Genomic DNA, 23,433 nt, shown 5'->3' with positions numbered 1-23,433 from the left:
TGCGTTTGCAAGAAGGTTCTTGCACAGTGAGGGCCCGACGGTTCGGCAGGAAGGGGCGCATCGCCCATGAAGCCACTCCCACCCCATGCGGCCCACCTGCGCGGACTCCTCCGCACCGCGCCCAAGCCCAAGCGCCGGACCGGACGGCGAGCAGCCCAGGCCAGAACGCGACCACGGACCGGCGGCACCGGCCGGGCCGGGGCGGCGCGGGTGCTCCTGGTCCTGTCCCTGACGGCCGCCTCGGGCCTGGCGGCGCTCGGCGGGCGCCCAGCGGCCGACGCCGCGCCGTTGCCCGCCGGCCTCGCCGCCGCCGGGCAGCAGGCCCTGACGGTGGCGCCCAAGCAGCGGGACTGGGTGTTCCGCGACCAGGCGGGGCGCGAGGTCACCCTGCGGGGTTTCAACGTTTCGGGCAGCGCCAAGCTTTACGAGAACGGCCTGCTGCCCTTCCGGAACGCGGCGGACGCGGCCAGGTCGGCGCAGGCCATGCGGGACCTCACCGGAGCCAACGCGATCCGCTTCCTCATCACCTGGGAGGGGGTGCAGCCGGCCCCCGACCGCATCGACCACGCCTACCTGGACCGGGCGGTCGAGCAGATCCGCGCGTTCACCGACCGGGGCTTCTACGTCCTGCTCGACTACCACCAGGACCTGTACTCGGCCCACCTGTTCAACTCCGGCAGCTGGTACACCGGGGACGGCGCGCCGAAATGGGCGGTCGAGAACGGCGGCTATCCCAAGGAGTCGTGCGGCATCTGCCTCCTGTGGGGGCAGAACATGATGTCGAACGAGGCGGTGCGCAAGGCCGCCTACGACTTCTGGCGCAACCGTGAGATGCCGACGTCGGCGGGCCCGGTCCGCGTTCAGGACGCCTATGTCCAGCAGGCGACCGCGGCCATGACCCACCTCAGGCAGAAACTGACCGCGCAGGAATTCCAGGCGATCATCGGGCTGGACCCGTTCAACGAGCCTTTCGACGGCGGCCTGGACGGCGGCAGCGGCACCGACTGGGAACGGACCCGCCTGCTGCCGTTCTACCAGCGGATGCGCGCCGCGATGGACGCGGCCGGGTGGACCGCCAAGCCCGCCTTCGTGGAGCCGCTGCCGTTCTGGAACACCGGGTTCTTCGAGCAGGGCGGCCTGTCGTCGGTCGGCGCGCTGGGCACGCGGTACGTGTTCAACAGCCACTTCTACGACGGCGCCCGCATGACCATCGACCCCACGCCCGCCGGGGACGGCGTGTACGACGCGGCGATGAACGAGATCCGGGGCCGGGCGCGGACGCTGGCGACCGCCCCGTTCGTCTCCGAGTTCGGCAACCGGATGTCCGGCACGGGCAGCGGGCGCACGCCCTGGATGGTGCGCGCGATGTACCAGGCTATGGACTATGGCGTCTCCGGCCGCACCTGGTGGACCGCCGCCGCGTCCGGCGGGAACGTCCTGTCGTCCACCCACTGGCACTGGGACGTCTACAGCGGACGCCACCGCGAACTCATGAACGGCAACCCCGATAAGGTGCGGACCGAGGGCGACGCCTGGAACGACGAGGACTTCTCCGTCGTGCGCGCCGACGACACGGGCAAGGTGGTCCTGCGGCTGGACCAGCGGGTTCTCGACCGGCTCTACCCCACGGCCGTGGCCGGGGACGCCCTGGCGTTCGCCTACGAGGACCTGGCCCGCTCCGGCTACGGCGGCCAGGGCCAGCAGACCCCGTGGCTCGCCGTCCCGTCCGACCTGCCCAACGTGGCGGCGCTCATCAAGGACCGCCAGTTCGGCGTACTGGTCTGGCGCACCCCCGCGACCGCACCGGCGGCACCGACCGAACTGCACCTCCCCGCCTCGTTCGACCCGGCCAGGACCGCCGTCGTCAGCGATATCGCCACCCTCAACGGCCTGCCCGCCGCGGGCCCGATCAGGACCGCTCAGGAGCCCGGCTCCCCGTCCGCCCGCCGCCTGCTGATCGACCCGGCCGCCGCCGGGACCGTCCGCGTCGCGCTGGTCGTCAACGCCGCGACCGGCCCGGCCGTCACCCCCGACCGGCTCACCGCCGCCCGCACCGAGCTCACCGCCTGGGCGAACGCGCGTTTCCCCGGATGAACGCACCCGGCGGGATCTGACAGGATGGTGCCGAATCCCGTTCGGTTACTTCACTGTGAGGGCGCGCCCATGACCGTCGACCCGTGGCACACACCGGAACGCATCGCCCTGCGGCGAATGGTCCGCGACTTCACCGTCCGCGAGATCCTGCCGCACCTCGACCAGTGGGAGGAGGACGGTGAGCTGCCCAGGTCGCTGCACGTCAAGGCGGCCGAGGCCGGGCTGCTGGGGGCCGGGTTCCCCGAGTCGGCCGGGGGCGGGGGCGGCGACACGATCGACGCCCTGATCGTGGCCGAGGAGATGATCCAGGCGGGCGGGTCCGGCGGCCTGGTGGCGTCGCTGTTCACGCACGGGATCGCCCTGCCGCACATCGTCAAGGCCGGCGACCCCGACCAGATCCGGCGGTTCGCCGTGCCCACCCTGGCCGGGGAGAAGATCGGGGCGCTGGGCGTCACCGAGCCGGACGCCGGGTCCGACGTGGCGGGGCTGCGGACCACGGCCGTACGGGACGGCGACGACTACGTGGTCAACGGGGCCAAGCTCTACATCACCTCCGGGGTGCGGGCGGACTTCGTGACCACGGCCGTGCGGACCGGCGGGCCCGGGTTCGGCGGGATCTCGCTGCTGGTGATCGAGAAGGGCACGCCGGGGTTCGGGGTGTCGCGGTCGCTGCGGAAGATGGGCTGGCTGTGCTCCGACACCGCCGAGTTGTCCTTCACCGACGTGCGGGTGCCCGCCGCCAACCTGGTCGGGCCGGAGAACGGCGGGTTCGTGCAGATCATGCAGAACTTCGTCGCCGAGCGCCTGTCGCTGGCCGTGCAGGCCTACGCCCACGCCCAGCGCTGCCTGGACCTGACCCTCGCGTGGATTCGTGAGCGGGAGACCTTCGGGCGTCCGCTGTCCTCCCGGCAGGTGATCCGCCACAAGGTCGCCGAGATGGCCCGCCAGGTGGACGTCGCGCGCACCTACACGCGGCGGATTACCGAGCGGTACGTGGCCGGGGAGGACGTCCTCACCGAGATGGCCTACGCCAAGAACACCGCGGTCCAGGCCTGCGAGCAGGTCGTCAACGAGGCCGTCCAACTGCACGGCGGCATGGGCTACCTGCGCGAGTCCGAGGTCGAGCGGCACTACCGCGACATCCGCATCCTGGGCATCGGCGGCGGCACCACCGAGATCATGAACGAGATCATCGCCAAGCGCCTGGGGCTCTGACGTCTCCTCCCGGGCCGGGCCCGGGAGACGTCAGCTCTGTGGTGTGGTCTCGGTCTGGGGGGCCGTGGTCTCGGTCTGGGGCGTCGCGGTCTGGGGCGGCAGCGGAGGGGCGTGGCGGCTCAGCAGGTGGGCGGCGACGCCCAGCAGGGCGGCGGTCAGCATCGTGATGCCCATGGGGATGCCGGTCTCCTCCCCGCCGAGGCCGACCAGGGGGGAGACCAGCGCGCCGAGGCTGAACTGCAGGGCGCCCATCATGGCGGCGCCCGTTCCCAGCGCGTACGGGGCGCGGCCCATGGCCAGGGCGGAGGAGTTGCCCATGACGAGGCCGAAGGAGCTCACCACCAGGAACAGCACCGGCAGCACGGCCGCCGCGGGCAGCCCGGCGGCCAGCATCGCCGCCAGGGCGGCGGAGCCGAGCAGCACGGCGCCCTGGCCGAAGCGCAGCAGGGCCTGCGGGGTGAAGCGGCCGATCAGCCGGGCGTTGACCAGACCGGTGACCACCATGCCGAGGGCGTTGGCCGCGAAGTCCAGGGTGTAGGCGGTGGTGGACAGGCCCAGCACGTTCTGGACCACGAACGGCGAGGCCGAGATGTAGCCCATCAGCCCGGCGAAAGCGAAGGCGAAGGTCAGGATGTGGCCGAGGTAGCCGCGGTCGGTGAGCAGCCGCCGCATCGCCCGGCCGGTGGCCGCCAGGCCCCCGCTGTGCCGTCGTGCCCGGGGCAGCGACTCGGGGACGACGAACAGCGCGCCGAGCAGCATCAGCGCCGAAATTCCGGTCAGCGCCCAGAACACGCTCCGCCAGCCGGCCGGGACCAGCGCGCCGCCCGCCAGGGGGGCCACCACGGGGGCGATGCCGCCGATGCTGGCCAGCAGCGAGAAGACCTTGGCCGCCGCCTGCCCGGTCGTGCGGTCGGCGACCACCGCGCGGGCGATGACGATGCCCGCCGCGCCGGTGAACCCCTGGACGAACCGCATCGCGACCAGCGTCCCGACGTTGGGGGCCAGCGCGCACAGGGCGGCGGCGAGGGTGGCCACGGAGGTGGCGAGCAGTAGCGGCGCGCGGCGGCCGAACCGGTCCGACAGCGGACCGGAGATGAACTGCCCGGTGGCGAGCCCGACCAGGAAGGCGGTCAGCGTGAGCTGGACGCCGGCGGCTCCGGCGTCCAGGTCGTCGGCCATGTCGGTGAAGGCCGGCAGGTACATGTCGGTGGCGAAGGGGGCCACCGCGGACAACAGGGCGAGGACGGCCAGGAGGGCACCTGACACACCGGGCTTGGACGGGGCGGCTGGGGTTTGGGGCATGGGGTCCTCTGGCGCGGGAAAGTTACTTATGTAAGGATAAGTAAACTAACCTCGGTTCATGGACCGTCATTCCGCCCTCCGGGAACTGGCCCCGCTGTTGCGGGAGATCTCCCGCACCCTGCTGCGCGTCGGCCCGACCCGGGCGGGGATCGATCCGCTGCCCGCCTCCGAGGCGGACATGCTGCGGTTGATCGTCCGCAGTCCGGGGGTGAGCCCCGGCCGGCTCGCGGCCGAGATGCACATGAAGCCCAGCAACGTCAGCGCGGCGCTGCGGCACCTGACCGACCTGGGCCTGATCGTCCGCGAGACCGACCCGGCCGACCGGCGCACCTGGCGCGTCCTGCCCACCCCCCGGGCCGTCGAGAACGCCCGCCGCATCGAGGACGCCAGGGCCCGCATGCTCGACGAGGTGCTCGGCGAGCTTCCCCCTGACCACGCCGAAGCGCTCCTGCGGGCGGTCCCCGCCCTCCAGGCCCTGGAACGCGCCCTGCGCACCCGCGAGGGCGGCCGAGCCCTCTGACCGAACCCCACGGCCATTACAGCGGGTAAGGGCGGAGTAGCGTGGAAAGACAAGAGGGTGGGGAGTACGCAGCAGCGGCGATGATCGGCCTGTTGCCGTGGCGCAGGCTGGTGGGCAGGCCGCTTCGAAGCGGGGGCGCTGATATCGAGCCGATGAGTTCTCAGGCATGATCGAGGTGATCGGGGCGGGGCTGCCGCGTACCGGGACGCTGTCGCTCAAGACGGCGCTGGAGCGGCTGGGCTTCGGCCCCTGTCACCACATGTTCGAACTCTTCGACCACCCCGAACTGATCGACCGGTGGCTGCCCGAGGTGCCCGACGACGCGGTGGGCTGGCAACGGGTGTTCGCCGGTTACCGTTCGACGATGGACTGGCCGGCCAGTTTCTTCTGGCGTGAGCTGGCCGAGGCGTTCCCATGGGCCAAGGTCGTCCTCACGGTCCGCGACCCCGGGAGTTGGTACGCCAGTTTCCGCGCGCTGATCCGGCTGCGCGCCGCCTCGCTGGCCGAGGAGGACCCCTCGCAGGCCGCCCTGGCCTCGCGGGCGAGCGTCGCCCGGCTCCGTCCGCTGCTGGAGCACATCGCGCACCAGACCTTCGGCAACACCAGGCCGTTCCCCGAATGGCTGCCCGACGAGGACCAGGCCGTGGCGGCTTTCCAGCGGTATGCCACCACGGTCCGGGAAAGCCTGCCCGCCGGCCGCCTGCTGGTGTTCGACGTGCGTCAGGGGTGGGAGCCGCTGTGCACCTTCCTCGGCGTCGCCCCTCCTCTTGACGAGCCCTTTCCGCGGCTCAACGACATCGACGCTCTCAAAAGCAGGCTCGACAGGCTGGAATCGGATCGTCCCTAGCCGTCGCGGGCGGCGCCGGCCGCCCGTGGCCCCGGCGGACGGCTCCACGCCTGCCGTACGGGAGGCAAGCAATGACCAGCCAGTCGCAGACATCCCCGGCAGGAACCGTGGCCACCGGTGGGATCGCCGGTCTGCTGTTGCGGGCCGCGGCGACCTTGCCGCCGACGTGCGGGGTGCGCTATGTCGATGACGGCGGCGCCGTGGCCGTGCAGTCGTACGCGGACCTGCGGGACCTGGCCTGTCGCCTCCTCGCCGGGCTGCGCGACCAGGGGCTGCGGCCGGGCGACCCGGTGGCGCTGCTGCTGGACCGGCCGCACGATGTCGTCCCGGCCTTCTGGGCGTGCGTGCTCGGCGGCTTCGTCCCCTGTCCGATGGCCCCGATGCACGGGGACGCCGCCCGCTGGGCCGAGCACCTGGAACACGTCGCCGCGCTGCTGGACGACCCGCTGATCGTCACCAGCGAAGCCGTCCAGCGCGACCTGCCGCCCATGCCCGGCCGCAGAGTCGTCCGTGCCGACCGGCTGCCGGGCGCCGCGGCCGAGCCGGAGCCGTCCGTGCCCGGCCCCGACGACGTGGCGTTGCTGATGCTCACCTCCGGGTCCACGGGCGCCAGTAAGGCCGTGGCGCTCACCCACGGCAATCTGCGGGCGGCCCTGGCCGCCAAGGCCGAACGGCTGGCCTGCCTGGCCGACGACGTGATGATGAACTGGATCGCCTTCGACCACATCGCCGCCTTCGAGGGGCATCTGCTGCCGATGTCGGTCGGCGCGGCCCAGGTCCAGGTGCAGCCGCAGTTCATCCTGACCGACCCGGTACGGTTCCTGCGCCTGGCCGCCGAGCACCGCGTCACCCTGAGCTTCGCCCCCAACTTCCTGTTCGGCGAGATCAACAAGGCATTGGGCGAGGCGGCCCCGGACGGGCCGCTCGACCTGTCGGCGCTGCGGCGCGTCCTGTCCGGCGGCGAGGCGGTGGTGTGCGCCACCGCACGGCGCTTTCTGAACGCCCTCGCCCCGTACGGGCTGCGCCGTCAGGTGATCGTGCCCGCGTTCGGGATGACCGAGACGTGCGCCGGCAGCACCATGAACCTCGACTTCCCCGACGCGGACGCCGGCGAGGAGTTCGCCTCCCTCGGCCCGCCGATCCCCGGCCTGGACGTACGCATCGCCGACGAGCGGGACCTCCCCGTTCCCGCGGGCGCCGAAGGCGAACTCCAGGTGCGCGGCCCCATGGTCTTCTCCGGCTACTACCGCAACCCGGCCGCGACCGCCGGGGCCTTCACCCGGGACCGCTGGTTCCGTACCGGAGACCGCGGCCGTCTCGACGACGGGCGGCTGCGCCTGACCGGCCGCAGCAAGGACAGCGTCATCGTCAACGGCGTCAACTACTTCAGCCACGAACTGGAGACGGCGCTGGGGCGGCTCCCGGAGGTGGAGGCGGCCTGGGTCGCCGCCGTTCCGATCCGGCCGCCCGGCGGCGACACCGAGCAACTGGCCGTCATGTTCGCCCCGGCCGTGCCCATGACCGACGAGGCGGGCATCCACCAGGCGCTGGCCGCCATCCGCAACACCGTCGTCCTGCTGTGGGGTTTCCGCCCCGCCCTGATCCTCCCGCTGCCCAAGCCGGACCTCCCCAAGACCAGCCTCGGGAAGATCCAGCGCACGCTGCTGCGCGAGAGGCTGGAGGCCGGCCGGTTCGCCGACCGGCAGCGGTGGATCGCCGAGCTGACCCGGCGGCGACTGGGCGGTCACGTGCCGCCCGGCACCCCCACCGAACGGGCCGTCGCCGCCGTCTACGCCGACCTGTTCCAGCTCGCCCCCGACGAGGTCAGCGCCACGGCCGGCTTCCTGGAGCTCGGCGGGACGTCGCTGGACGTGCTCCGGCTGCAGCAGCGCCTGCGCCGCACCCATCCGCACGCCGACCTCTCCCTGGCGTCGATCCTGCGCGCCCCGACCGTCCGCGCGCTGGCCGCCCTGCTCGACGGCTCGGCGCGGCCGGGCGGCTACGACCCGATCGTGCCGCTCCAGCTCACCGGCGACCGTACGCCGCTGTTCTGTGTGCACCCGGGCGTGGGGGAGGTGCTGGTGTTCGTCAACCTGGCCGCCTACTTCACCGGCGAGCGCCCCTTCTACGCGCTGCGGGCCCGCGGCTTCGGCCCCGGCGAACGGCACTTCGCCGACTTCGGGGAAATGGTCTCCTGCTACGTGGCCGCCATTCGCCGACGCCGGCCCACCGGCCCGTACGCCATCGCCGGATACTCCTACGGCGGCGCCGTGGCGTACGAGATCGCCAGGACGCTGGAGGCACAGGGCCAGAAGGTCGGCTTCGCCGGCATCATCAACCTGCCGCCGCACATCAAGGCCCGCATGCACGAGATCGACTTCACCGAGGGCGCGCTGCACCTGGCGCTGTTCCTCGACCTCATCACCCCGCAGCAGACGAGCGACCTGGCCGAGCCGCTGCGCGGCATCCCAGCGGACCGGCAACTGGACCACATCATGGCGATCGCCTCCCCGCGACGCCTCACCGAGCTGAACCTGGACCGCGCGGGATTCGCGGCCTGGGTCGATCTGGCTCAGTCCCTCATCAGGGCGGGCCGTTCCTACGAACCCACCGGGAGCGTGGCGTCGCTCAGCATCTTCTACGCCGACCCGCTGCATGGCACCAAACAGGACTGGCTCGACAACGAGTTGCACCAGTGGGACGCCTTCACCCGCGGCGAAAACCGCTACATCGAGGTCCCCGGCGCCCACTACACCCTCATGAACGCCGACCACGTCGGCGCCTTCCAGCAGATCCTGCGCCGCGAACTCGCCAGAACCCTGCACGACGGCTGACCCCTGCCGAACAGCCGCTCCACCACCGGAAGCCGCCCACCGCCCGCCGTCCGAAGGCCGCGCGCTGTCCGAAGGCTGCTGAAACCCGGTCACGGCAGGACCGGAAAGCGCCCACCCCCGCCCGGCTCTCTGGCGGCCCGTCCCCAGGCGGCCGGGGGGACAGCGGCATGAACGATCAGCGTAGGATCTCCGGCGTCCACGGACATGATCTTGCGGTGCGACCTGTCCCGAGGCAGGGCGCCGCGCGCCGCGCGGACGGCGAACACGGGGGAGCGGCATGGTGCGGGAGCTGGACGGGGCGGTGGTGCTCATCACCGGGATCATGGCCTCGGGTAAGTCGACCGTCGCGCAACTGCTCGCCGAGCGCCTGCCGCGCGCCGTCCACCTGCGCGGCGACCTGTTCCGCCGGATGATCGTCTCCGGCCGCGCGGAAATGACGCCCGAGGCGGACGCCGAGGCCGTCGCCCAGCTCCGGCTGCGCTACCAGGCGTCGGCGTCCGTCGCGGACCTGTACGCACAGGCGGGCTGGACCGTGATCGTGCAGGACGTCATCCTCGGCGAGCACCTGAACGAATACCTGGCCGCACTCCGCAGCCGTCCCCTGTACCTCGTCGTTCTGGTCCCCGACGCGCAGGCCGTGGCCGCCCGTGAGGCCGCGCGGGCCAAAACCGGCTACGGCGCCTGGGCCGTCGAAGCCCTCGACGACGCCCTCCGCCACCAGACCCCACGGCGTGGCCTGTGGCTGGACACCACCCACCAGACCCCGGACCAGAGCGTGCGCGCAATCCTGGCCGACCTCGAAAAGGCCCGCATCGAAGGCTGACCCGGGCCACGATCCGCCGGAAGGCCGGCCATCTGACGGACGGCGCGCGGCATGGCGGCGGGACGTCAGCCGCCGGTGGGTGTGGGGAAGAGCGCGTCGTTGTTCAGCACCGCCTGGGCGGATGCCAGGATGTCGCCGTTCACGCGGGTCAGATCCCACTCGTCGCTCGGCTCCGCCCGGCCGGACGACCAGGCGCCGTCCATTTTGAGCGAGTCGCCGTCGCGCACGATGCGGAAGGTGACCCGGCCGCCTCCGCTGGTGTCGTCGCCCTCGACCCACCAGCCTTGGATCGTGTCGCCGTTCAGTGTCGCGGCGATCCGCCCGTTCCGCGACGGGTAGTACATGCGCACCTTGGAGCCCTCGACGCTCACGTACTGGTCGCCGTAGGTGCCGCGCCAGTAGCCCTCCAGGTCCTCGCCGTTTCCCCGTGTGATCAGGACGAGGGTGAGGGCGAGCGCGATGACGAGAGCGAAGGCGCCCGCCGCCGCGCCCACCACCCAGCCCGTGCGGGAGCGGCGTGCCGTGACCGGCCGGGTCGGTACGCCCGGAAACCCCTGGCCGGGACCTGCGGGCGGCGCGGCCATCGGGGGCCTCGTCCCCGTCGCCGGACCGTACGGGCCTGGCGCGTCGTACCGCCGTGGGTCGTCGGCGGGGGATGCCTGCCGGGTGCTCAGCCGTTCCCGGACGGCCGTGGCCGGGTCGCCGTCGGAGACCCCCATGATCTCCAGCAACTGCCGGGCCGTGGGGCGCCGCGCGGGGTCCTTGTGCAGTGCCGCGGCCACGATCTCGCGCATCCGGCCGTCCAGGCCGTCCAGGTCCGGCTCGCCGTGGACGACGCGATAGCCGACGGCCTGGACCGGACCGGCGCCGAAGGGCCGCCGTCCGGTCGCGGCGAAGATCATCACCCCGCCCCAGGCGAACACGTCCGTGGCCGGAACGGCCTCGTGGCCCTCGAACTGCTCGGGAGCCATGAAGGTGGGAGTGCCGATGATCGCGCCGGTCGTGGTGAGGGCGGAGGTGACGTCCAGGGCACTGGCGATCCCGAAGTCGATCACCCGGGGTCCCAGCCGGGAGAGCAACACGTTGCTCGGCTTGAGATCCCGGTGCACGACCCCCGCGCCGTGGATGCTCGTCAGCGCCGCCGCCATGCTGACCCCGAGCTGCTCCAGCTCGCCGCGCCGCAGCGGCCCGCCCGTCTGCACCGCCTCCTCCAGCGTCGGCCCGTCGATGAACTCCGTCACTAGGAACGGCGGATCGGCGTCGGGATCGGCGGCCAGTACCTCGGCCGTGCAGAAACGCGGCACCCGCAGGGCGCTGTCGGCCTCCCGCCGGAACCGGGCCCGGAACCGGGCGTCCCGCGCGTAGGGGGAACGCACCACCTTGATGGCGACCAACTCCCCGTCCGGCCCGCGCCCGAGGTGGACGCTGCCCATGCCCCCCTCACCGAGAAAGCCGAGCACCTCGTACGCGCCGAGACGCCGCGGATCGCCCGCCCGCGAAGGCGACGCCTTGGGCGGCAACCCCGACGGCTGCGACCGGTCCTGCCCTCCAGCGGCCCGGCCGGACCGGTCGGCGTTCGGTATCTCGGCTACCACCAGGAAACTCCTCAAGCACACGGGACACGGCCAAGCATGACCATCATGTGCCCCCTCCGGCAACGTCGGACATCCTCACGGAACCTTGCCCGACCGGCCACCGGCTTCGTGTTCACGGCGTGCCGGACCCTTGTCCTGATCCGGACAACCTGCTGGCAGTGGGCTGTTTCTCCTCCGGTTCGCTTCCTCTCGGCGGGTGCTGCCGCCGCCCGCCGAATCCTGCCGGTGCCGATGCACCTGCGCGGGACCACTGCTCACCTGCCGGGATCACCACTCTCGTCCGGCGATCCTCCACGTCACCGCATCGACCGATCCTGGAAACGGCTCCGTGTTTTCCTTTCATTTGGGAACGCCGATGCTGAGCGGAAGTGCGCCGGCCGTGATATGAGAATTCTTCAATTCTTTGGACTCGCTGGTCGTCTCCCTGCCGGATGCCAGAGGCTGTACATCGGCTCGGACATTCGTTCGATATCGCCGCCGTAGTTACATCACGCTTGCTCGGTTGTTGATTTGCGCCAAAACTGTCGCGGGATCGACCTAGGATCTGTCCATCCGAGAGAACCGACGAACTGCGGAGGGTCAATGACGAACGTCCGCGAACCCCTCGATCCCAAGATCTCGATGTGGCACTTCCTCGCCTTCTACCTCCGCTTCATGCGGGAGAAGCACGGCCTGTCCCTGGCCCAGTGCGGCAAGATCGTCCACGCGGCGCGCTCCACCGTCTGCAACATCGAGGCGGGCAGACTGCGCCCGCACGACCATCAGATGCGACTGCTCGACCTCAACTACGGGACCGGCATCCTGTTCCAGATGCTCCTGTGGTTCGCCCAGATGGCCCACGACCCCAACTGGGGACGCCAGCACTACCTGTACGAAGTGCAGGCGAACACGATCAAGATCTACAACGCCCATGCGGTACCGCGACCGTTCCAGACCGAGAGGTACATCCGGGCAATCGTCGAGGCGGGGAGCACCATCGACGTCGAAGCGGAGGTGGCCAAGCGAATCGCCCAGCAGCAGGCCATCCTCGACCGTGAGACCCCTCAGTTCTACTGGATACTCCTCGATGAAAGCGTCCTGGCCTGCCGCATGGAAGACCCGGAGATCATGAAAGAGCAGCTCCGGCATCTTCGCGTGACAGCGGATCTTCCAAACGTTATTCTGCGGTTTGTCCCACCATCGGCGGGTCCGCACCCCGGGTACGACGGTCCGCTCCAGATCCTCAGCCTGGAGGGCCGGGACGTCGCCTACGCGGGAGCGCAGAACTCCGGACGTCTGATCGAAGAGCCAGTCGAGGTGAGAGAAACGATCAACAACTTCGATCGCATCGGCGCGAAAGCCCTCCCGGAGGGTGCCACCCGCTCTCTCATCGACCAGTATCTGGAGGGCTACACGTGATCATCCACTGGCGGAAGAGCTCCCACAGCAGCGGCGTTAACGACGCGCACTGCGTTGAGGTGGGGCGTCTCCCGCAGGGTGTCGGAGTGCGGGACTCCAAGAACCCGGCCGCGGGTCACCTCAACCTGAGCGCCGACCAGTTCACCGCACTCCTCGCCCAGATCAAGCGCCACCCCCCGACCCCCTGAACACCGACCGACGAGGGCGCCTCATGCGCCCTCGTCGGCCCGTACCCAAAGGACCGCACGGCGGCGTCCTCGAACCCGGGAAGCTGAGCATCGCTGAGCGGCGCTCCTTGTCAGTGGCCCTCGCTACGATGGCCGCCTCATGATTGGTCCTGACGATCCCTGGCTGATGCACTTCACGCACATGGACAATCTGCCCGGCATCGCCCACGCCGGACTGCTGGCCGATAACCAGCGGCAGCGTGACGTCCGCGAGTGCGGTCAGCCGAGCATCAAGGAACGCCGTCGCAGACGAGGGGTGCCGGTACCGCCAGGTGGGGTCGTCGCGGACTACGCCCCTTTCTACTTCGCTCCGCGTTCCCCGATGCTCCGCAGCATCGTCGGAGGTCGGGTGCGCCAGTATGACAGCGACCAAACACACCTGATCTACCTGGTGACCCGGCTGTCTCGGGTGATCGACGCCGGTCTGGCCTGGGTCGCGACCGATCGCAACGCGGTCCTTCACACGGCGAGGTTCGCCGTGGAGGCCGTGGAACTCGCCGACCACATCGACTGGGAGATCATGAACGTCCGCTTCTGGGGCAACACCCCGGAAGACGGCTCTCGCCGCGAGCGGCGGATGGCGGAACTGCTGGTCCACGGCACGGTTCCCTGGCCGGTGTTCAGCCATCTTGTGGTCTGCTGCTCCCAACGGGTGGGCCAGGTGCGGGACCGGCTCGCCGAGGCGGGCGCCACCCTTCGAGTGATCGTCAAACCCGATTGGTACTTTGAGGTCCCCAGTGGCTGTTCGTGTCAGGGGGCATGGGATGGAGAAGGAGGTGAAACCGATGATCGTTGAGAGGACGGGCAATCTTCTGCGCGACGACGCCCAGGCCCTCGTGAACACCGTCAACACGGTCGGTGTGATGGGGAAGGGGCTGGCTCTGCAGTTCAAGCGGGCGTTCCCGGCCAACTTCGACGCCTACGCCCAGGCGTGCAAGGACGGCCGGGTCCGGCCGGGACGGATCTTCGCCACCCCGTTCGCCGACGACCGGTGGATCCTCAACTTCCCCACGAAACGGCACTGGCGGCAGCCCTCCCGCCTGGAGGACATCCGCTCGGGGCTGGACGCCCTCGCCCGGACCGTCGTCGAGTTGAACCTGACGAGCGTCGCTCTCCCTCCGCTGGGATGCGGGAACGGCGGGCTGGACTGGGAGGTCGTCCGCCGGTTGATCATCGAAAGGCTCGGCGGCCTCGATGCGGAGATCCGGCTGTACGGTCCCGGCACCCCTGCCCCCGAGGACATGCCGGTGCGGTCCCGGCGGCCCCCGCTGACGAAGAACCGCGCCCGGCTCCTGGCCGCGCTGCGACGTTATGCGATCCTCGCCTTCGAAGCCGGTGTGGCCGTCGACGTCAATACTTCGCTCCTCGAAGCCCAGAAGGTGACCTACCTTTTGCAGGGCGCCGGGCTCAGGCTGGGATACCGCTTCGAGCGAGGGCACTACGGCCCTTTCTCCGCTGACCTCAACCGTGAGATCTCCGCTATGGAGGGGCACTACCTGATCGGGTACGGGGACGGTACCTCAGGCGCCAAAGCCGACCTCCGCCTGCTGTCGGCAGCCGACCAGGCCGAGTCCCTCATCACCGATGACATGGCATTCCAGTCGGCCTGGTTCCAGGTGTCGCGTGCGGCCTTCGGCTACGAGTACCCCGATGGCATGGAACTGCTCAGTACCGTCCACTTCGTCGCTGCGCGGCAGCCTGGCGCGGCCGACCCCGACACCGTTGCCACCGAGGTCGCCCGGTGGAGCGAGCGCAAACGACGTCTCTTCTCCGCCGAAGACGTCCACTGTGCATGGCGACAACTGCATGAGGCGGCTTTGCTCCGCCCCGCCGACTGAGCCACCACCCATGCCCGGTCTCCTGGCCCCGGAATGTGTGCTCCGCCGGCAAGGTGGATCGGTGCTTTCGACGAGGTGAACCCGGACAGGTGACCGCCCCGAGCGACTCGGTCGGTGGGGCGGACCACTCATCCCTGCGGAGGGGTCAGGGTTTGCGGCCGACGCCGCAGAATTCGTCCATCTCGTCCGGTTCGCCGGGGAGGCCGGGGGCGGGGCGCCAGCGGGGGCAGGAGACGATGCCGGGTTCGACGAGGTCCAGGCCGTCGAAGAAGCGGGCCAGGTCGTCGGGGGAGCGCAGGACGTAGGGGGGCTTGGCGGACTCGTTCCAGATGCGGATGGCCTCGTTGGTCTCCGGGCTGCGGATGACGTTGGTGGCGTCGTAGAGGGCCAGGTAGCTGCCGGAGGGCAGGGCGTCCAGCAGTTGCCGCACGATCGACTGCGCCTGCGCGAAGTCGGTGATGTGGCCCAGGATGCCCATCAGCATGAGCGCGATGGGCCGGTCGAAGTCGAGCGTCTTCCTGGCCTCGTCGAGGATCCTGCCGGGGTCGTGCAGGTCGGCGTCGATGTAGGTGGTGGCGCCCTCGGGGGAGCTGGTGAGCAGGGCGCGGGCGTGGGCCAGCACCAGCGGGTCGTTGTCGACGTAGACGATGCGGGCCTCGGGCGCGACGGCCTGCGCGACCTCGTGGGTGTTGTCCACGGTGGGCAGCCCGGTGCCGATGTCGAGGAACTGGCGCACCCCGGCCTCGCCGGAGAGGTAACGGACGGCCCGGATGAGGAACTGCCGGGTGGCGCGCGCCATGACGGCCATGTCCGGGATGATCTGGAGGATGTCGTCGCCGACCTTGCGGTCGACCTCGTAGTTGTCCTTACCGCCCAGCCAGTAGTTCCAGATGCGCGCGGTCTGCGGCACGGTCTGGTCGACCACCGGGGTGTTCCCGGCGTTTTGGTCGAGGTTGTCGGTCACGGGGGCTCCTTGCTGTGCGCTGGTTGGGCCATCCAACAACGATCATGGAATCTACTGCGCCCCCGTGCGTCCCGCCCCCCTTGATGGCCGATTGCGGACAACCCGCCCGCCCTCGCCCGCCGCATCTCGCCGATCTTGACATCGTCGCGGTCCGAACGCGGGCCGAGGCGTCACGACGTCAAGCTCGGCGAGTTCGTCGAGCGGGGCTCAAAAGTCGCCGGCGCGGCCGAGGAGGGCGGGGGCGGGCTTGCCGAGGCGCTCGCCGAGCCAGGCGCCGGTGGCGGCGACCGCCTCCAGGGAGACGCCGGTGGTCAGGCCGCTGTGGTGCAGGGCGTACAGCAGGTCCTCGGTGGCGATGTTGCCGGTGGCGGCGGGGGCGAACGGGCAGCCGCCGAACCCGCCGGTGCTGGCGTCCAGCACGTGCACGCCCTCCTCGACGGCGGCGAGGGCGTTGGCGTACCCGGTGTTGCGGGTGTTGTGGAAGTGGAAGCGCAGCGGGGTGCCCGGAGCGGCCCGGCGCACCAGCCGGGTCAGCTCGCGGACCTGGCGCGGGACCCCGACGCCGATCGTGTCGGCCAGCGCTATCTCGGCGGCCCCGGCGGCGTGCGCGCGGCGGGCGATCTCGGCGACCCGGGACGGTGGGGTGGTCCCCTCGAACGGGCAGCCGAAGGCGGCGGCGATCGTCATGCTCGCCGGGACCCCGGCGTCCGCGGCGGCGCGGGCGATGTCGTCCCAGGCGGCCAGCGCCTCGTCGGTGGTGCAGCCCTGGTTGCGGACGCAGAAGGTGTCGGTGGCCACCACGACGACGTTGACCTCGTCGACGGCGGCGGCCAGGGCGCGGTCGAGCCCGCGCCGGTTGAGGACCAGGCCGATGTAGGAGACCTCGGGCGTGCGCGGTACGGCCGCCATCACCTCCTCGGCGTCGGCCATCTGCGGCACCCGCTTGGGGTTGACGAAGGACACGGCCTCGATGCGGCGGACACCGGCCTCGACGCTGCGGCGGATCAGCTCCACCTTGTCGGCGGCGGGCAGGATCACCGACTCGTTCTGCAGCCCGTCCCGGGGCCCGACCTCGACCACTGTTGTATGCAACATTCTGTCCAATCTGCTTGATATAGCGCTATTTTCTAGACTAGTGTCTAGATTGCATGCAATCTAGGGTGTCGCGCTACTGCGAGCCGGGCGCGGCCCGCCGCCTGTCCGCACACCTGCGGCACAACGAGGACCGAACATGACCGAACTCCCCCTGTCGGACCTGCGCGTGGTCGAGATGGGCCAGTTGCTGGCCGGGCCGTTCTGCGGCCAGTTGCTCGGCGACTTCGGCGCCGAGGTCGTCAAGTTCGAGCCCCCCGGCACCGGCGACCCGATGCGCGACTGGGGGCGGGAGAAGCCGCACGGCAAGTCGCTGTGGTGGCCGATCCTGGCGCGCAACAAGAAGTCGGTGACGCTGAACCTGCGCACCGAGGAGGGCCAGCGGCTGGCCCGCCGGATCATCGCCGAGGCCGACGTGCTGGTGGAGAACTTCCGCCCCGGCACCCTCGAACGGTGGGGCCTGGACCCCGAGACCCTCTGGGCCGACAACCCCGGGCTGGTCGTCACCCGCGTCACCGGCTACGGCCAGTCCGGGCCGTACGCGCCCCGCGCCGGATTCGGCTCCATCGGCGAGGCGATGGGCGGCATCCGCTACGTGACCGGCGACCCGGACCGGCCGCCGTCGCGGGCCGGGATCTCCCTCGGCGACGAGCTGGCGGGCACCTTCGCCGCCCTCGGCACCCTGGTCGCGCTGCACGCCCGCAGCCGCACCGGGCGCGGCCAGGTCGTCGACTCGGCGCTGTACGAAGCGGTGCTGGCGATGATGGAGTCGCTGCTCCCCGAATGGGAACTGGCCGGCTACCAGCGCGAGCGCACCGGGTCGGTGTTGCCGAACGTCGCGCCCAGCAACGTCTACCCCACCAAGGACGGCCCCGTCCTCATCGCCGCCAACCGGGACACCATCTGGACCCGGCTGGCCGAGGTGATGGGACGTCCCGAACTGGCCGCCGACGAGCGCTACGCCACCCACGGCGCGCGCGGCGCCAACGCCGAGGAGCTGGACGAGCTGATCGCCGAATGGACGGCCGGGCAGGAGTCGGCGCCGCTGCTGGAGACCCTGCACGCCAACGGCATCCCGGCCGGGCTGACCTACCGGGCCAAGGACATGCTGGACGACCCGCACTTCAGGGCGCGGGAGGCGATCATCCGCCTCGCCCACCCCGAGTTCGGCGACTTCCCGATGCAGAACGTCGTCCCCAAACTGTCGAACACCCCCGGCACCGTCCGCTCCCTCGGCCCCGAACTGGGCGAGCACAACGACGAGATCTACCGCGGCCTGCTCGGCCTGACCCCCGAGGAGATCGAGGCCCTGACCGCCTCCGGCACCATCTGACCCCACCCGCCCGCCGTCCTCGACGTCACCGCGCCAGGCACCGGGGGAGCGCGCGTCTCTCCAGGTCAAAAGGGCTCTGGGGCCCACCGCCCGGGGTGCGGTGGGCCTGCCGGGCCCTGCGTCACGTGCGGTCAGTGTTCGCGCAGCAGGCTGCCGGCGCCGTGGACCTTGTCCTCAATGCCGTTGTCGCGCAGCGCCATCCACCAGGTGGCGGCGTTGATCGCGATGACCGGCAGGCCGAGCCAGCGCTCGGCCTCGTCGGCCAGGCCCACCATCGACAGGTTGGTGCCGCACTGGACGAGGGCGTCCACCTCGCCGGCGGCCAGCTCGCGCAGCGCCGAGCGCAGCTCGTCCTCGGTGACGTGCGCGATCGACACCGCCGTCGGGCACTTCAGGCCGATGATCCGGTCGACCTCGAAGCCCAGCTCGCCGAAGAACCGCACCACGTTCTCGTCGCCGATCGGCTGGTAGGGGGTGACGACGCCGATGCGCCGGGCCCCGTACAGCTTGAGCGCCCGCTCGCACGCCTCCGCCCCCGTGGCCACCCGCAGGCCGGTGATGTCGTGGATCTGCCGGACGAACTCCTTGTTGCCCGCCACGCCGCCCCAGAACGTCTCGGCGGACATGCCCATCACCATGTAGTCGGGCTCGCAGGTCAGCACCCGCTCGCAGGCCGCGCCGATCTCGGCGCGGATCTGCTCTAGCAGCCGCTGCATACCCTCGTCGCCGTCCATGTTCTGGTCGCGGATGTGGATGCGAGAGAAGTGGGACGTCACCCCGGGGACGCCCATCCGGTAGAAGTCCGGTTCCACGATGGTGTTGGTGGACGGCGCGATCACCCCGAACTTGCGCCGCCAGCCGAGTGCGTCGGTCATGCCGCCGGGACCTCCCTGGTCGAAGCCGGTGTCGAAGCTGATATCGGTGCGCCGGGCGCGTGGGCCAGCCGCCAGGTCGCCACCGCGAACGCGCCCTGGGCGACGGTGTTGCAGCTCTGCTCGACCCACTGCAGGGTCACGCTCTGGTCGGCCCGTGCGGCCATCGGGCCCAGCAGGTACTGGCCGATCTGCCACAGCGAGAACAGCACCACGGCCGGGACATCGCCGGCCGCCCGGGCCAGCATGACGAACCGCACGGTCAGCACGCTCACCGCGACGATCATCAGGGCCATCGCCGGCCAGGTGTCGCCCACCGCGACGCAGGCCCCCTGCCCCAGCGCGAACAGCACGGCCAGCCCGGCCGTCAGCGCGGCCCGCCGCCGGGCGTCCCGCGGCCGGTGGAAGGCGTACAGCAGCAGCAGGAACGCGGTGCACAGCAGCGGGAACAGCGCGCTGTTCAGCCAGTGCAGATCCGGGCCGTCCAACGCGACGACCAGCTTCCAGGTGGCCTTGGACAGCCCGCCGGCGGTGGCCAGCACCGCGCCGAGGGCCACGACCGGCGCGGTGCCGAACCGGCGGGCGTACGGCACCAGCAGCGCCAGCCCCGCCCCGGTCAGCAGCACCGGGACGTAGTCCTCCAGAGCCAGGGCGACCGGGTAGTCGTAGCCGCTCATGTGCCGGAGAACAGGTCGCGTTTGCGGAAGGCGGCGGTGGCGAACCGTCCCGCGATCTTGGGAGTGGTCAGCCAGGCGACCGTGCCGCCGTTCTTCGTCCCGGCCAGGACCTTGGCGGCCAGCCAGGGCGTCACCGTCTCCACCCGGTCGGCCAGGATGTTGAAGACCTTCTTGGCCTTCTCCAGCTCCTCGGGGGAGTAGTCCTGGATCAGCAGGTCGGTGACGACCATGCCGGGGGACAGGTGCGCCACCTTGACCGGGCCGCCCTTGACCTCCTTGGCCAGGCCGGTGGTCAGGTAGTCCGAGCCCCGCTTGGTCGCCCCGTAGGCGATCAGCCCGGGCACGGTGCGCCCGTCGCTGCCCAGGCCGGCCATGTTCCAGACCGTCCCGCCGCCCTGGGCGGTCATGCCCGCCACCGCGACCGCGCTGCCGTGCAGCACGCCGAGCAGGTTGGCGGCCACCACCGTTTCGAGCTGCTCGGGCGGCACCTCGGTCAGGGGCCTGCGGGCGGTGGAGACCCCGGCGTTGTTGATCCAGTGATCGATCCGCCCGAACGCCTCGACGGCCGTGTCCCACAGCGCCTGCACCTGGGCCCGGTCGGCCATGTCACAGACCGCCCCGACCACGCCCTCGCCCAGCTCGCCCAGCGCCTTGTCGACCGACTCCTGCGACCGTCCGCAGATCGCGACCTTGACATCCCTGGCCACGAACTCCCTGGCCAGCCCGAGCCCGATGCCCCGGGTGCCGCCCGTGACGACCACCGCGGTCATGACGCCTCCCAGGTCAGTACGCCGTGCAGGACGCAGTTGAGGACGTTGCCCTCGAACAGCTCGTAGACCACGGTCAACGTCTCACCCGCCGTCATGCCGGGCCTGGCGTCGATCATGAACTCCCGGCCCTTGGCCTTCCACACGTCGGTGAAGTGCAGGACGGGGTAGTTGGCCCGGCCGAAGGACTGGGCGTTGCCCCAGGCGTCCGGCCCCTCGTAGAAGTGGCGGAACCCGTCCCGGCGGGCCTCCACCGTGTAACGCCGCTCGATCGCGCCGGTCCAGGTGACGTGCTGGCGGGTGCGCAGCAGATTGACGGGCTCCAGTTCGATCGACACGGTGACGTCGCCGATCAGTTTCTGGTCGGCGCCCCACAGCTCGCACGTGCCCGAGTAGGCGCCGCGCTGCTTGGTGGGCAGGATGTAGGGGACCGGGCCGTGCCGGGTCTCACCCGCCAGGAACTCCTCGATCGCGGCCCTGGTCTCGGGGCTGGCGTCGTAGTCGGTGGTGCGTTTGTAGACGCCGTTGAAGCAGCCCACCACCGCCCAGCCCTGGTAGAGCGTGGACGAGTACACCTGGGTCTCGCCGTCGGGCAGCACGTGGTTCCAGGTGTTGAGGTCGACCTGCCAGCCCGGCCCGTAGTAGTGGGCGTCGACGAACCCGCCGTAGGGCTGGCCGGTGCCGTGGAAGTCGGGCCCGGTGTAGATCCGGTCGCGATCGGAGTCGACCACCCCGAACGCGAACGGGGCGCCCAACCGGAACCGCCCGGCCAACGGGCCGCCGCCCTCCAGCCCGCCGTCCATGTAGTAGGTGGTGGCGCCGTCCTCGAAGACCGAGGAGCGGCGGATGTCCTCATAGCCCTGCCACGTCCCGGTCGCGTCGAACAGCGACGGGCGGCCGTGCCACTCGCCGGCGATCCGGGTCTGCCACTCGCTCGGTTCAGCCATCGGACGCCTCCCCGGCCGGCAGGTCGTTGGTCAGCAGCTCGGCGCGCAGCGCGTCGGTCTGCTCGTCGCCGAGCAGCCGGGCCACGTTGCCCCACACCGGGTCGACCTCGGGGTTGAACAGATTCGCCCGGTTGCGGGCATCCCGGTCGGCCAGGTCGGTGTCGGCGAGGGTGGCCAGGACGTCGTCGGGCAGACCCTTGTCGACCAGGCCGCGCCAGTGCTCGAAGTAGCGGTCCAGATATCCGTCGAGCTGCTGGAACTGCTCCTCAGTGGCCCGGTTGACCAGCATCCAGGGCGACATCATGGCGTACTGGCGGGGGCCGATCGAGGCGGTGGACGGGCCGAACCGCTCGCGGATCTCCTCGAACACCGGGGTCAGCGGGTGGAACGCGGTGTTGGTGTACTCCAGGTGTGAGGCCAGCTCGGCGCGCGGTACCAGGTCGATGTGGTAGGCGAGATAGCCGCCGGCCATGACCGAGTCGAGGGTGAAGTGCGGGACGGCCGAGTCCGCGCCGGTGAAGGCGAAGATCATGTGGCTGTCCATGCCGATCGCCTCGACGGTCAGCCCGATGTAGACGACCTTGGCGATCCGCTCGCCGCGCAAGACCTTCAGCGCGCCGACCGGGGCCGGCGACATCGGGCTGGTCAGGTCCCGTTCGCGGACGGTCGTCAGCTCCTCGACCTCGTTCAGCGCGGCCAGCGTCCGGTCGCTCAGCGCCTTGGGCAGCGACACGCTCACTCGGGCCCTCCTTCGGTGGTGGTCTTCTCGGCCAGAACGGCATCCCTGGCGGCGCTCTCGGCGGGGCCGCCGCCGGCGGTCTTCCCGGCCGGATCGGCGCCGGTGGTCTTTCCGGCAGGTTCGGTGCCGCCCGTGGCGCTCTTGGCAGAGTCGGCGCCGCCGGTGGTCTTCCCGGCGGAGCCGGTGTCGTCCACGGTGCTCTCGGCGGGGCCGGTGTCGTCGATGGCGCGCTTGACGGGTACGGGGTCCCCGCCCCGCGCCTTGTGCTGCCAGGCCCGGGCCAGTTCGGGGTTTTCCCGGCGGGCGGGCGAGGGGATGACGGTGGCGCTCCCGCGCGGGCCGCCGGCGGCCGTCTCGTCGTCGCCGACCCACCAGCCCTCGGCCATCAGCTGCTGTCGCCGCCGCCGGTAGGCGACCTGGAGGGAGTCGCTGCGCAGGTGCAGTTCGTCGGGCAGGTCGTAGGGCAGCAGTTCGGGGCGCTGGCTCTCGACCACCGGCTTGTCCTGCAACAGGATGCTGCGGATGCGCTTACGGGCGTCGGGGTCGGCCCATTTGCCGGTGAAGAAGTTGCGGTAGCCGACGATCTTGACCAGGGTCCGGTGCCGGTCCAGCGGGACGTTGTGGTCATAGAGGATCATGTCCCCGAACGGCAGCCGCACGTGCAGCTTGACGATGTTCGGCAGGTACCAGCCGTTGGTGACCATGACCTCCTCGGGCCGCTCCTTGTACAGCCGCTTCCACAGCCCCTTGGCCGGCGGCGGGCTGAGCAGGATGTCGGCCGCCGCCGACCACTCGTCCTGGGTGATCTCGTAGTCGGGGATCTGCGGCTTGTCCGGGTTGCCGAACCGGGTGCCGTGCACGAAGGGGGTGTGCGCGGCGTCCACCACGTTCTCGAAGGTCCGCTCGTAGTTGGCGTCGATGACCATCTCGACGTACACGGCCCGGAAGGCGGGGTCCTCGTGCTCGGGGAAGTGCGGGATGGGCGGGCGCTCCTCCTCGGGCAGGTCGCCGAGGAACGCCCAGACCATGCCGTACTTCTCCAGGACGGGATAGGAGTCGACCCTGGCCTTCTTGGGGATGCCGCGCCCCTCCGGGTTGGCCGGGATCTTCGTGCAGGCGCCGTCGGGCCCGTACTCCCAGCCGTGGTACGGGCAGGCGATCCGGTCCTCGACGAGCGTGCCCGCCGACAGCGCCGCCCCGCGGTGCACGCACAGGTCCGACAGGCAGACCACGCTCCCGTCGCGCTTGCGGTACAGGACGAAGTCCTGGCCGAGACAGGTGACCTTCTTGGGAGCTCGGGTGACGGCGTGCGCGAACTCCACCGCGTACCAGAAGTTCTTGAGCATGGC

21 protein-coding genes are annotated in these 23,433 nt (G+C 70.9%); 11 read left to right on the top strand and 10 right to left on the bottom strand.

Annotated features, from left to right (window positions below):
- Positions 1 to 66 precede the first annotated feature (66 nt).
- Together C4U03_RS16795 and C4U03_RS16790 are read left to right on the top strand one after the other, a co-directional pair.
- The gene (locus tag C4U03_RS16795) at positions 67 to 2,094 is read left to right on the top strand and encodes a cellulase family glycosylhydrolase (protein ID WP_103938718.1); all 2,028 of its coding nucleotides are present in this window, start codon (positions 67 to 69) and stop codon (positions 2,092 to 2,094) included.
- Between the two features lie 69 nt (positions 2,095 to 2,163).
- Entirely contained in the window at positions 2,164 to 3,309 is a 1,146-nt protein-coding gene (locus C4U03_RS16790; protein ID WP_103938717.1) for an acyl-CoA dehydrogenase family protein, read from the top strand.
- 30 nt (positions 3,310 to 3,339) lie between these two features.
- Here C4U03_RS16790 and C4U03_RS16785 read toward each other — a convergent pair whose 3' ends face one another.
- Entirely contained in the window at positions 3,340 to 4,611 is a 1,272-nt protein-coding gene (locus C4U03_RS16785; RefSeq protein ID WP_103938716.1) for a multidrug effflux MFS transporter, read from the bottom strand.
- 58 nt (positions 4,612 to 4,669) lie between these two features.
- Between C4U03_RS16785 and C4U03_RS16780 the strand changes: the two genes are divergently transcribed.
- The 4 genes from C4U03_RS16780 to C4U03_RS16765 all read left to right on the top strand — a co-directional run bounded on the left by C4U03_RS16780 (position 4,670) and on the right by C4U03_RS16765 (position 9,635).
- Positions 4,670 to 5,131, top strand: coding sequence for a MarR family winged helix-turn-helix transcriptional regulator (locus C4U03_RS16780; protein WP_103938715.1), 462 nt, complete (start codon positions 4,670 to 4,672; stop codon positions 5,129 to 5,131).
- 166 nt (positions 5,132 to 5,297) lie between these two features.
- Positions 5,298 to 5,978 carry a sulfotransferase family protein gene (locus C4U03_RS16775; RefSeq protein WP_235017915.1) on the top strand — a complete coding sequence of 227 codons (681 nt, stop codon included), beginning with the start codon at positions 5,298 to 5,300 and terminating at the stop codon, positions 5,976 to 5,978.
- A 71-nt stretch (positions 5,979 to 6,049) separates the two neighbouring features.
- Positions 6,050 to 8,812, top strand: coding sequence for a non-ribosomal peptide synthetase (locus C4U03_RS16770; protein ID WP_103938714.1), 2,763 nt, complete (start codon positions 6,050 to 6,052; stop codon positions 8,810 to 8,812).
- A gap of 277 nt (positions 8,813 to 9,089) precedes the next feature.
- Positions 9,090 to 9,635, top strand: a complete 546-nt coding sequence (locus C4U03_RS16765; protein ID WP_200827278.1) for an AAA family ATPase — start codon at positions 9,090 to 9,092, stop codon at positions 9,633 to 9,635.
- 65 nt (positions 9,636 to 9,700) lie between these two features.
- On the opposite strand, the gene C4U03_RS16760 is transcribed toward C4U03_RS16765, so the two are convergent.
- On the bottom strand, positions 9,701 to 11,230 hold the full coding sequence (locus C4U03_RS16760; RefSeq protein ID WP_200827277.1) for a serine/threonine-protein kinase: 1,530 nt from the start codon (positions 11,228 to 11,230) through the stop codon (positions 9,701 to 9,703).
- A 582-nt stretch (positions 11,231 to 11,812) separates the two neighbouring features.
- Here C4U03_RS16760 and C4U03_RS16755 point away from each other — a divergent pair.
- From C4U03_RS16755 to darG, 4 genes are all read left to right on the top strand, one after another.
- Positions 11,813 to 12,628 (top strand): helix-turn-helix domain-containing protein, encoded by an 816-nt coding sequence (locus C4U03_RS16755; protein WP_103938712.1) that lies wholly within the window; start codon positions 11,813 to 11,815, stop codon positions 12,626 to 12,628.
- On the top strand, positions 12,625 to 12,816 hold the full coding sequence (locus C4U03_RS16750; RefSeq protein ID WP_327372962.1) for a DUF397 domain-containing protein: 192 nt from the start codon (positions 12,625 to 12,627) through the stop codon (positions 12,814 to 12,816). The genes C4U03_RS16755 and C4U03_RS16750 overlap by 4 nt, the downstream gene beginning before the upstream one ends.
- Positions 12,817 to 12,955: 139 nt before the next feature.
- Positions 12,956 to 13,651, top strand: a complete 696-nt coding sequence (gene darT, locus C4U03_RS16745) for a type II toxin-antitoxin system toxin DNA ADP-ribosyl transferase DarT (protein WP_103938711.1) — start codon at positions 12,956 to 12,958, stop codon at positions 13,649 to 13,651.
- Positions 13,641 to 14,693 (top strand): type II toxin-antitoxin system antitoxin DNA ADP-ribosyl glycohydrolase DarG, encoded by a 1,053-nt coding sequence (gene darG, locus C4U03_RS16740; protein ID WP_160147019.1) that lies wholly within the window; start codon positions 13,641 to 13,643, stop codon positions 14,691 to 14,693. Before darT ends, darG begins: the two co-directional genes overlap by 11 nt.
- Positions 14,694 to 14,838: 145 nt before the next feature.
- Here the strand turns inward: darG and C4U03_RS16735 are convergent, their stop codons facing one another.
- Both C4U03_RS16735 and C4U03_RS16730 read right to left on the bottom strand, forming a co-directional pair.
- Positions 14,839 to 15,657: an SAM-dependent methyltransferase gene (locus C4U03_RS16735; RefSeq protein ID WP_103938709.1), complete on the bottom strand. Its 819-nt coding sequence runs from the start codon at positions 15,655 to 15,657 to the stop codon at positions 14,839 to 14,841.
- Between the two features lie 207 nt (positions 15,658 to 15,864).
- Positions 15,865 to 16,752: a hydroxymethylglutaryl-CoA lyase gene (locus tag C4U03_RS16730; protein ID WP_103938708.1), complete on the bottom strand. Its 888-nt coding sequence runs from the start codon at positions 16,750 to 16,752 to the stop codon at positions 15,865 to 15,867.
- Positions 16,753 to 16,888: 136 nt separating this feature from the next.
- Between C4U03_RS16730 and C4U03_RS16725 the strand changes: the two genes are divergently transcribed.
- On the top strand, positions 16,889 to 18,082 hold the full coding sequence (locus tag C4U03_RS16725; protein ID WP_103938707.1) for a CaiB/BaiF CoA transferase family protein: 1,194 nt from the start codon (positions 16,889 to 16,891) through the stop codon (positions 18,080 to 18,082).
- Between the two features lie 131 nt (positions 18,083 to 18,213).
- Here the strand turns inward: C4U03_RS16725 and C4U03_RS16720 are convergent, their stop codons facing one another.
- Genes C4U03_RS16720 through C4U03_RS16695 form a run of 6 tightly spaced genes read right to left on the bottom strand, consistent with a single transcriptional unit; the run spans position 18,214 to position 23,430 of the window.
- Positions 18,214 to 18,957: a maleate cis-trans isomerase family protein gene (locus C4U03_RS16720; RefSeq protein ID WP_103938706.1), complete on the bottom strand. Its 744-nt coding sequence runs from the start codon at positions 18,955 to 18,957 to the stop codon at positions 18,214 to 18,216.
- Positions 18,954 to 19,631, bottom strand: coding sequence for a hypothetical protein (locus tag C4U03_RS16715; protein WP_103938705.1), 678 nt, complete (start codon positions 19,629 to 19,631; stop codon positions 18,954 to 18,956). The genes C4U03_RS16720 and C4U03_RS16715 overlap by 4 nt, the downstream gene beginning before the upstream one ends.
- On the bottom strand, positions 19,628 to 20,401 hold the full coding sequence (locus C4U03_RS16710; RefSeq protein WP_103938704.1) for an SDR family oxidoreductase: 774 nt from the start codon (positions 20,399 to 20,401) through the stop codon (positions 19,628 to 19,630). The genes C4U03_RS16715 and C4U03_RS16710 overlap by 4 nt, the downstream gene beginning before the upstream one ends.
- Positions 20,398 to 21,345 (bottom strand): hypothetical protein, encoded by a 948-nt coding sequence (locus C4U03_RS16705; protein WP_103938703.1) that lies wholly within the window; start codon positions 21,343 to 21,345, stop codon positions 20,398 to 20,400. Before C4U03_RS16705 ends, C4U03_RS16710 begins: the two co-directional genes overlap by 4 nt.
- On the bottom strand, positions 21,338 to 22,084 hold the full coding sequence (locus C4U03_RS16700; protein WP_235017914.1) for a hypothetical protein: 747 nt from the start codon (positions 22,082 to 22,084) through the stop codon (positions 21,338 to 21,340). Before C4U03_RS16700 ends, C4U03_RS16705 begins: the two co-directional genes overlap by 8 nt.
- Complete coding sequence (locus C4U03_RS16695) at positions 22,081 to 23,430, bottom strand: Rieske 2Fe-2S domain-containing protein (RefSeq protein ID WP_103938702.1); 1,350 nt, start codon at positions 23,428 to 23,430, stop codon at positions 22,081 to 22,083. Before C4U03_RS16695 ends, C4U03_RS16700 begins: the two co-directional genes overlap by 4 nt.
- Positions 23,431 to 23,433: the final 3 nt, after the last annotated feature.

Origin of the sequence: Thermomonospora echinospora (genome assembly GCF_900108175.1) — a bacterium.
GTDB lineage: Bacteria > Actinomycetota > Actinomycetes > Streptosporangiales > Streptosporangiaceae > Thermomonospora > Thermomonospora echinospora.
The sequence above is the reverse complement of the archived record's forward strand: the minus strand, read 5'-3'. Positions and strand labels throughout refer to the sequence as shown.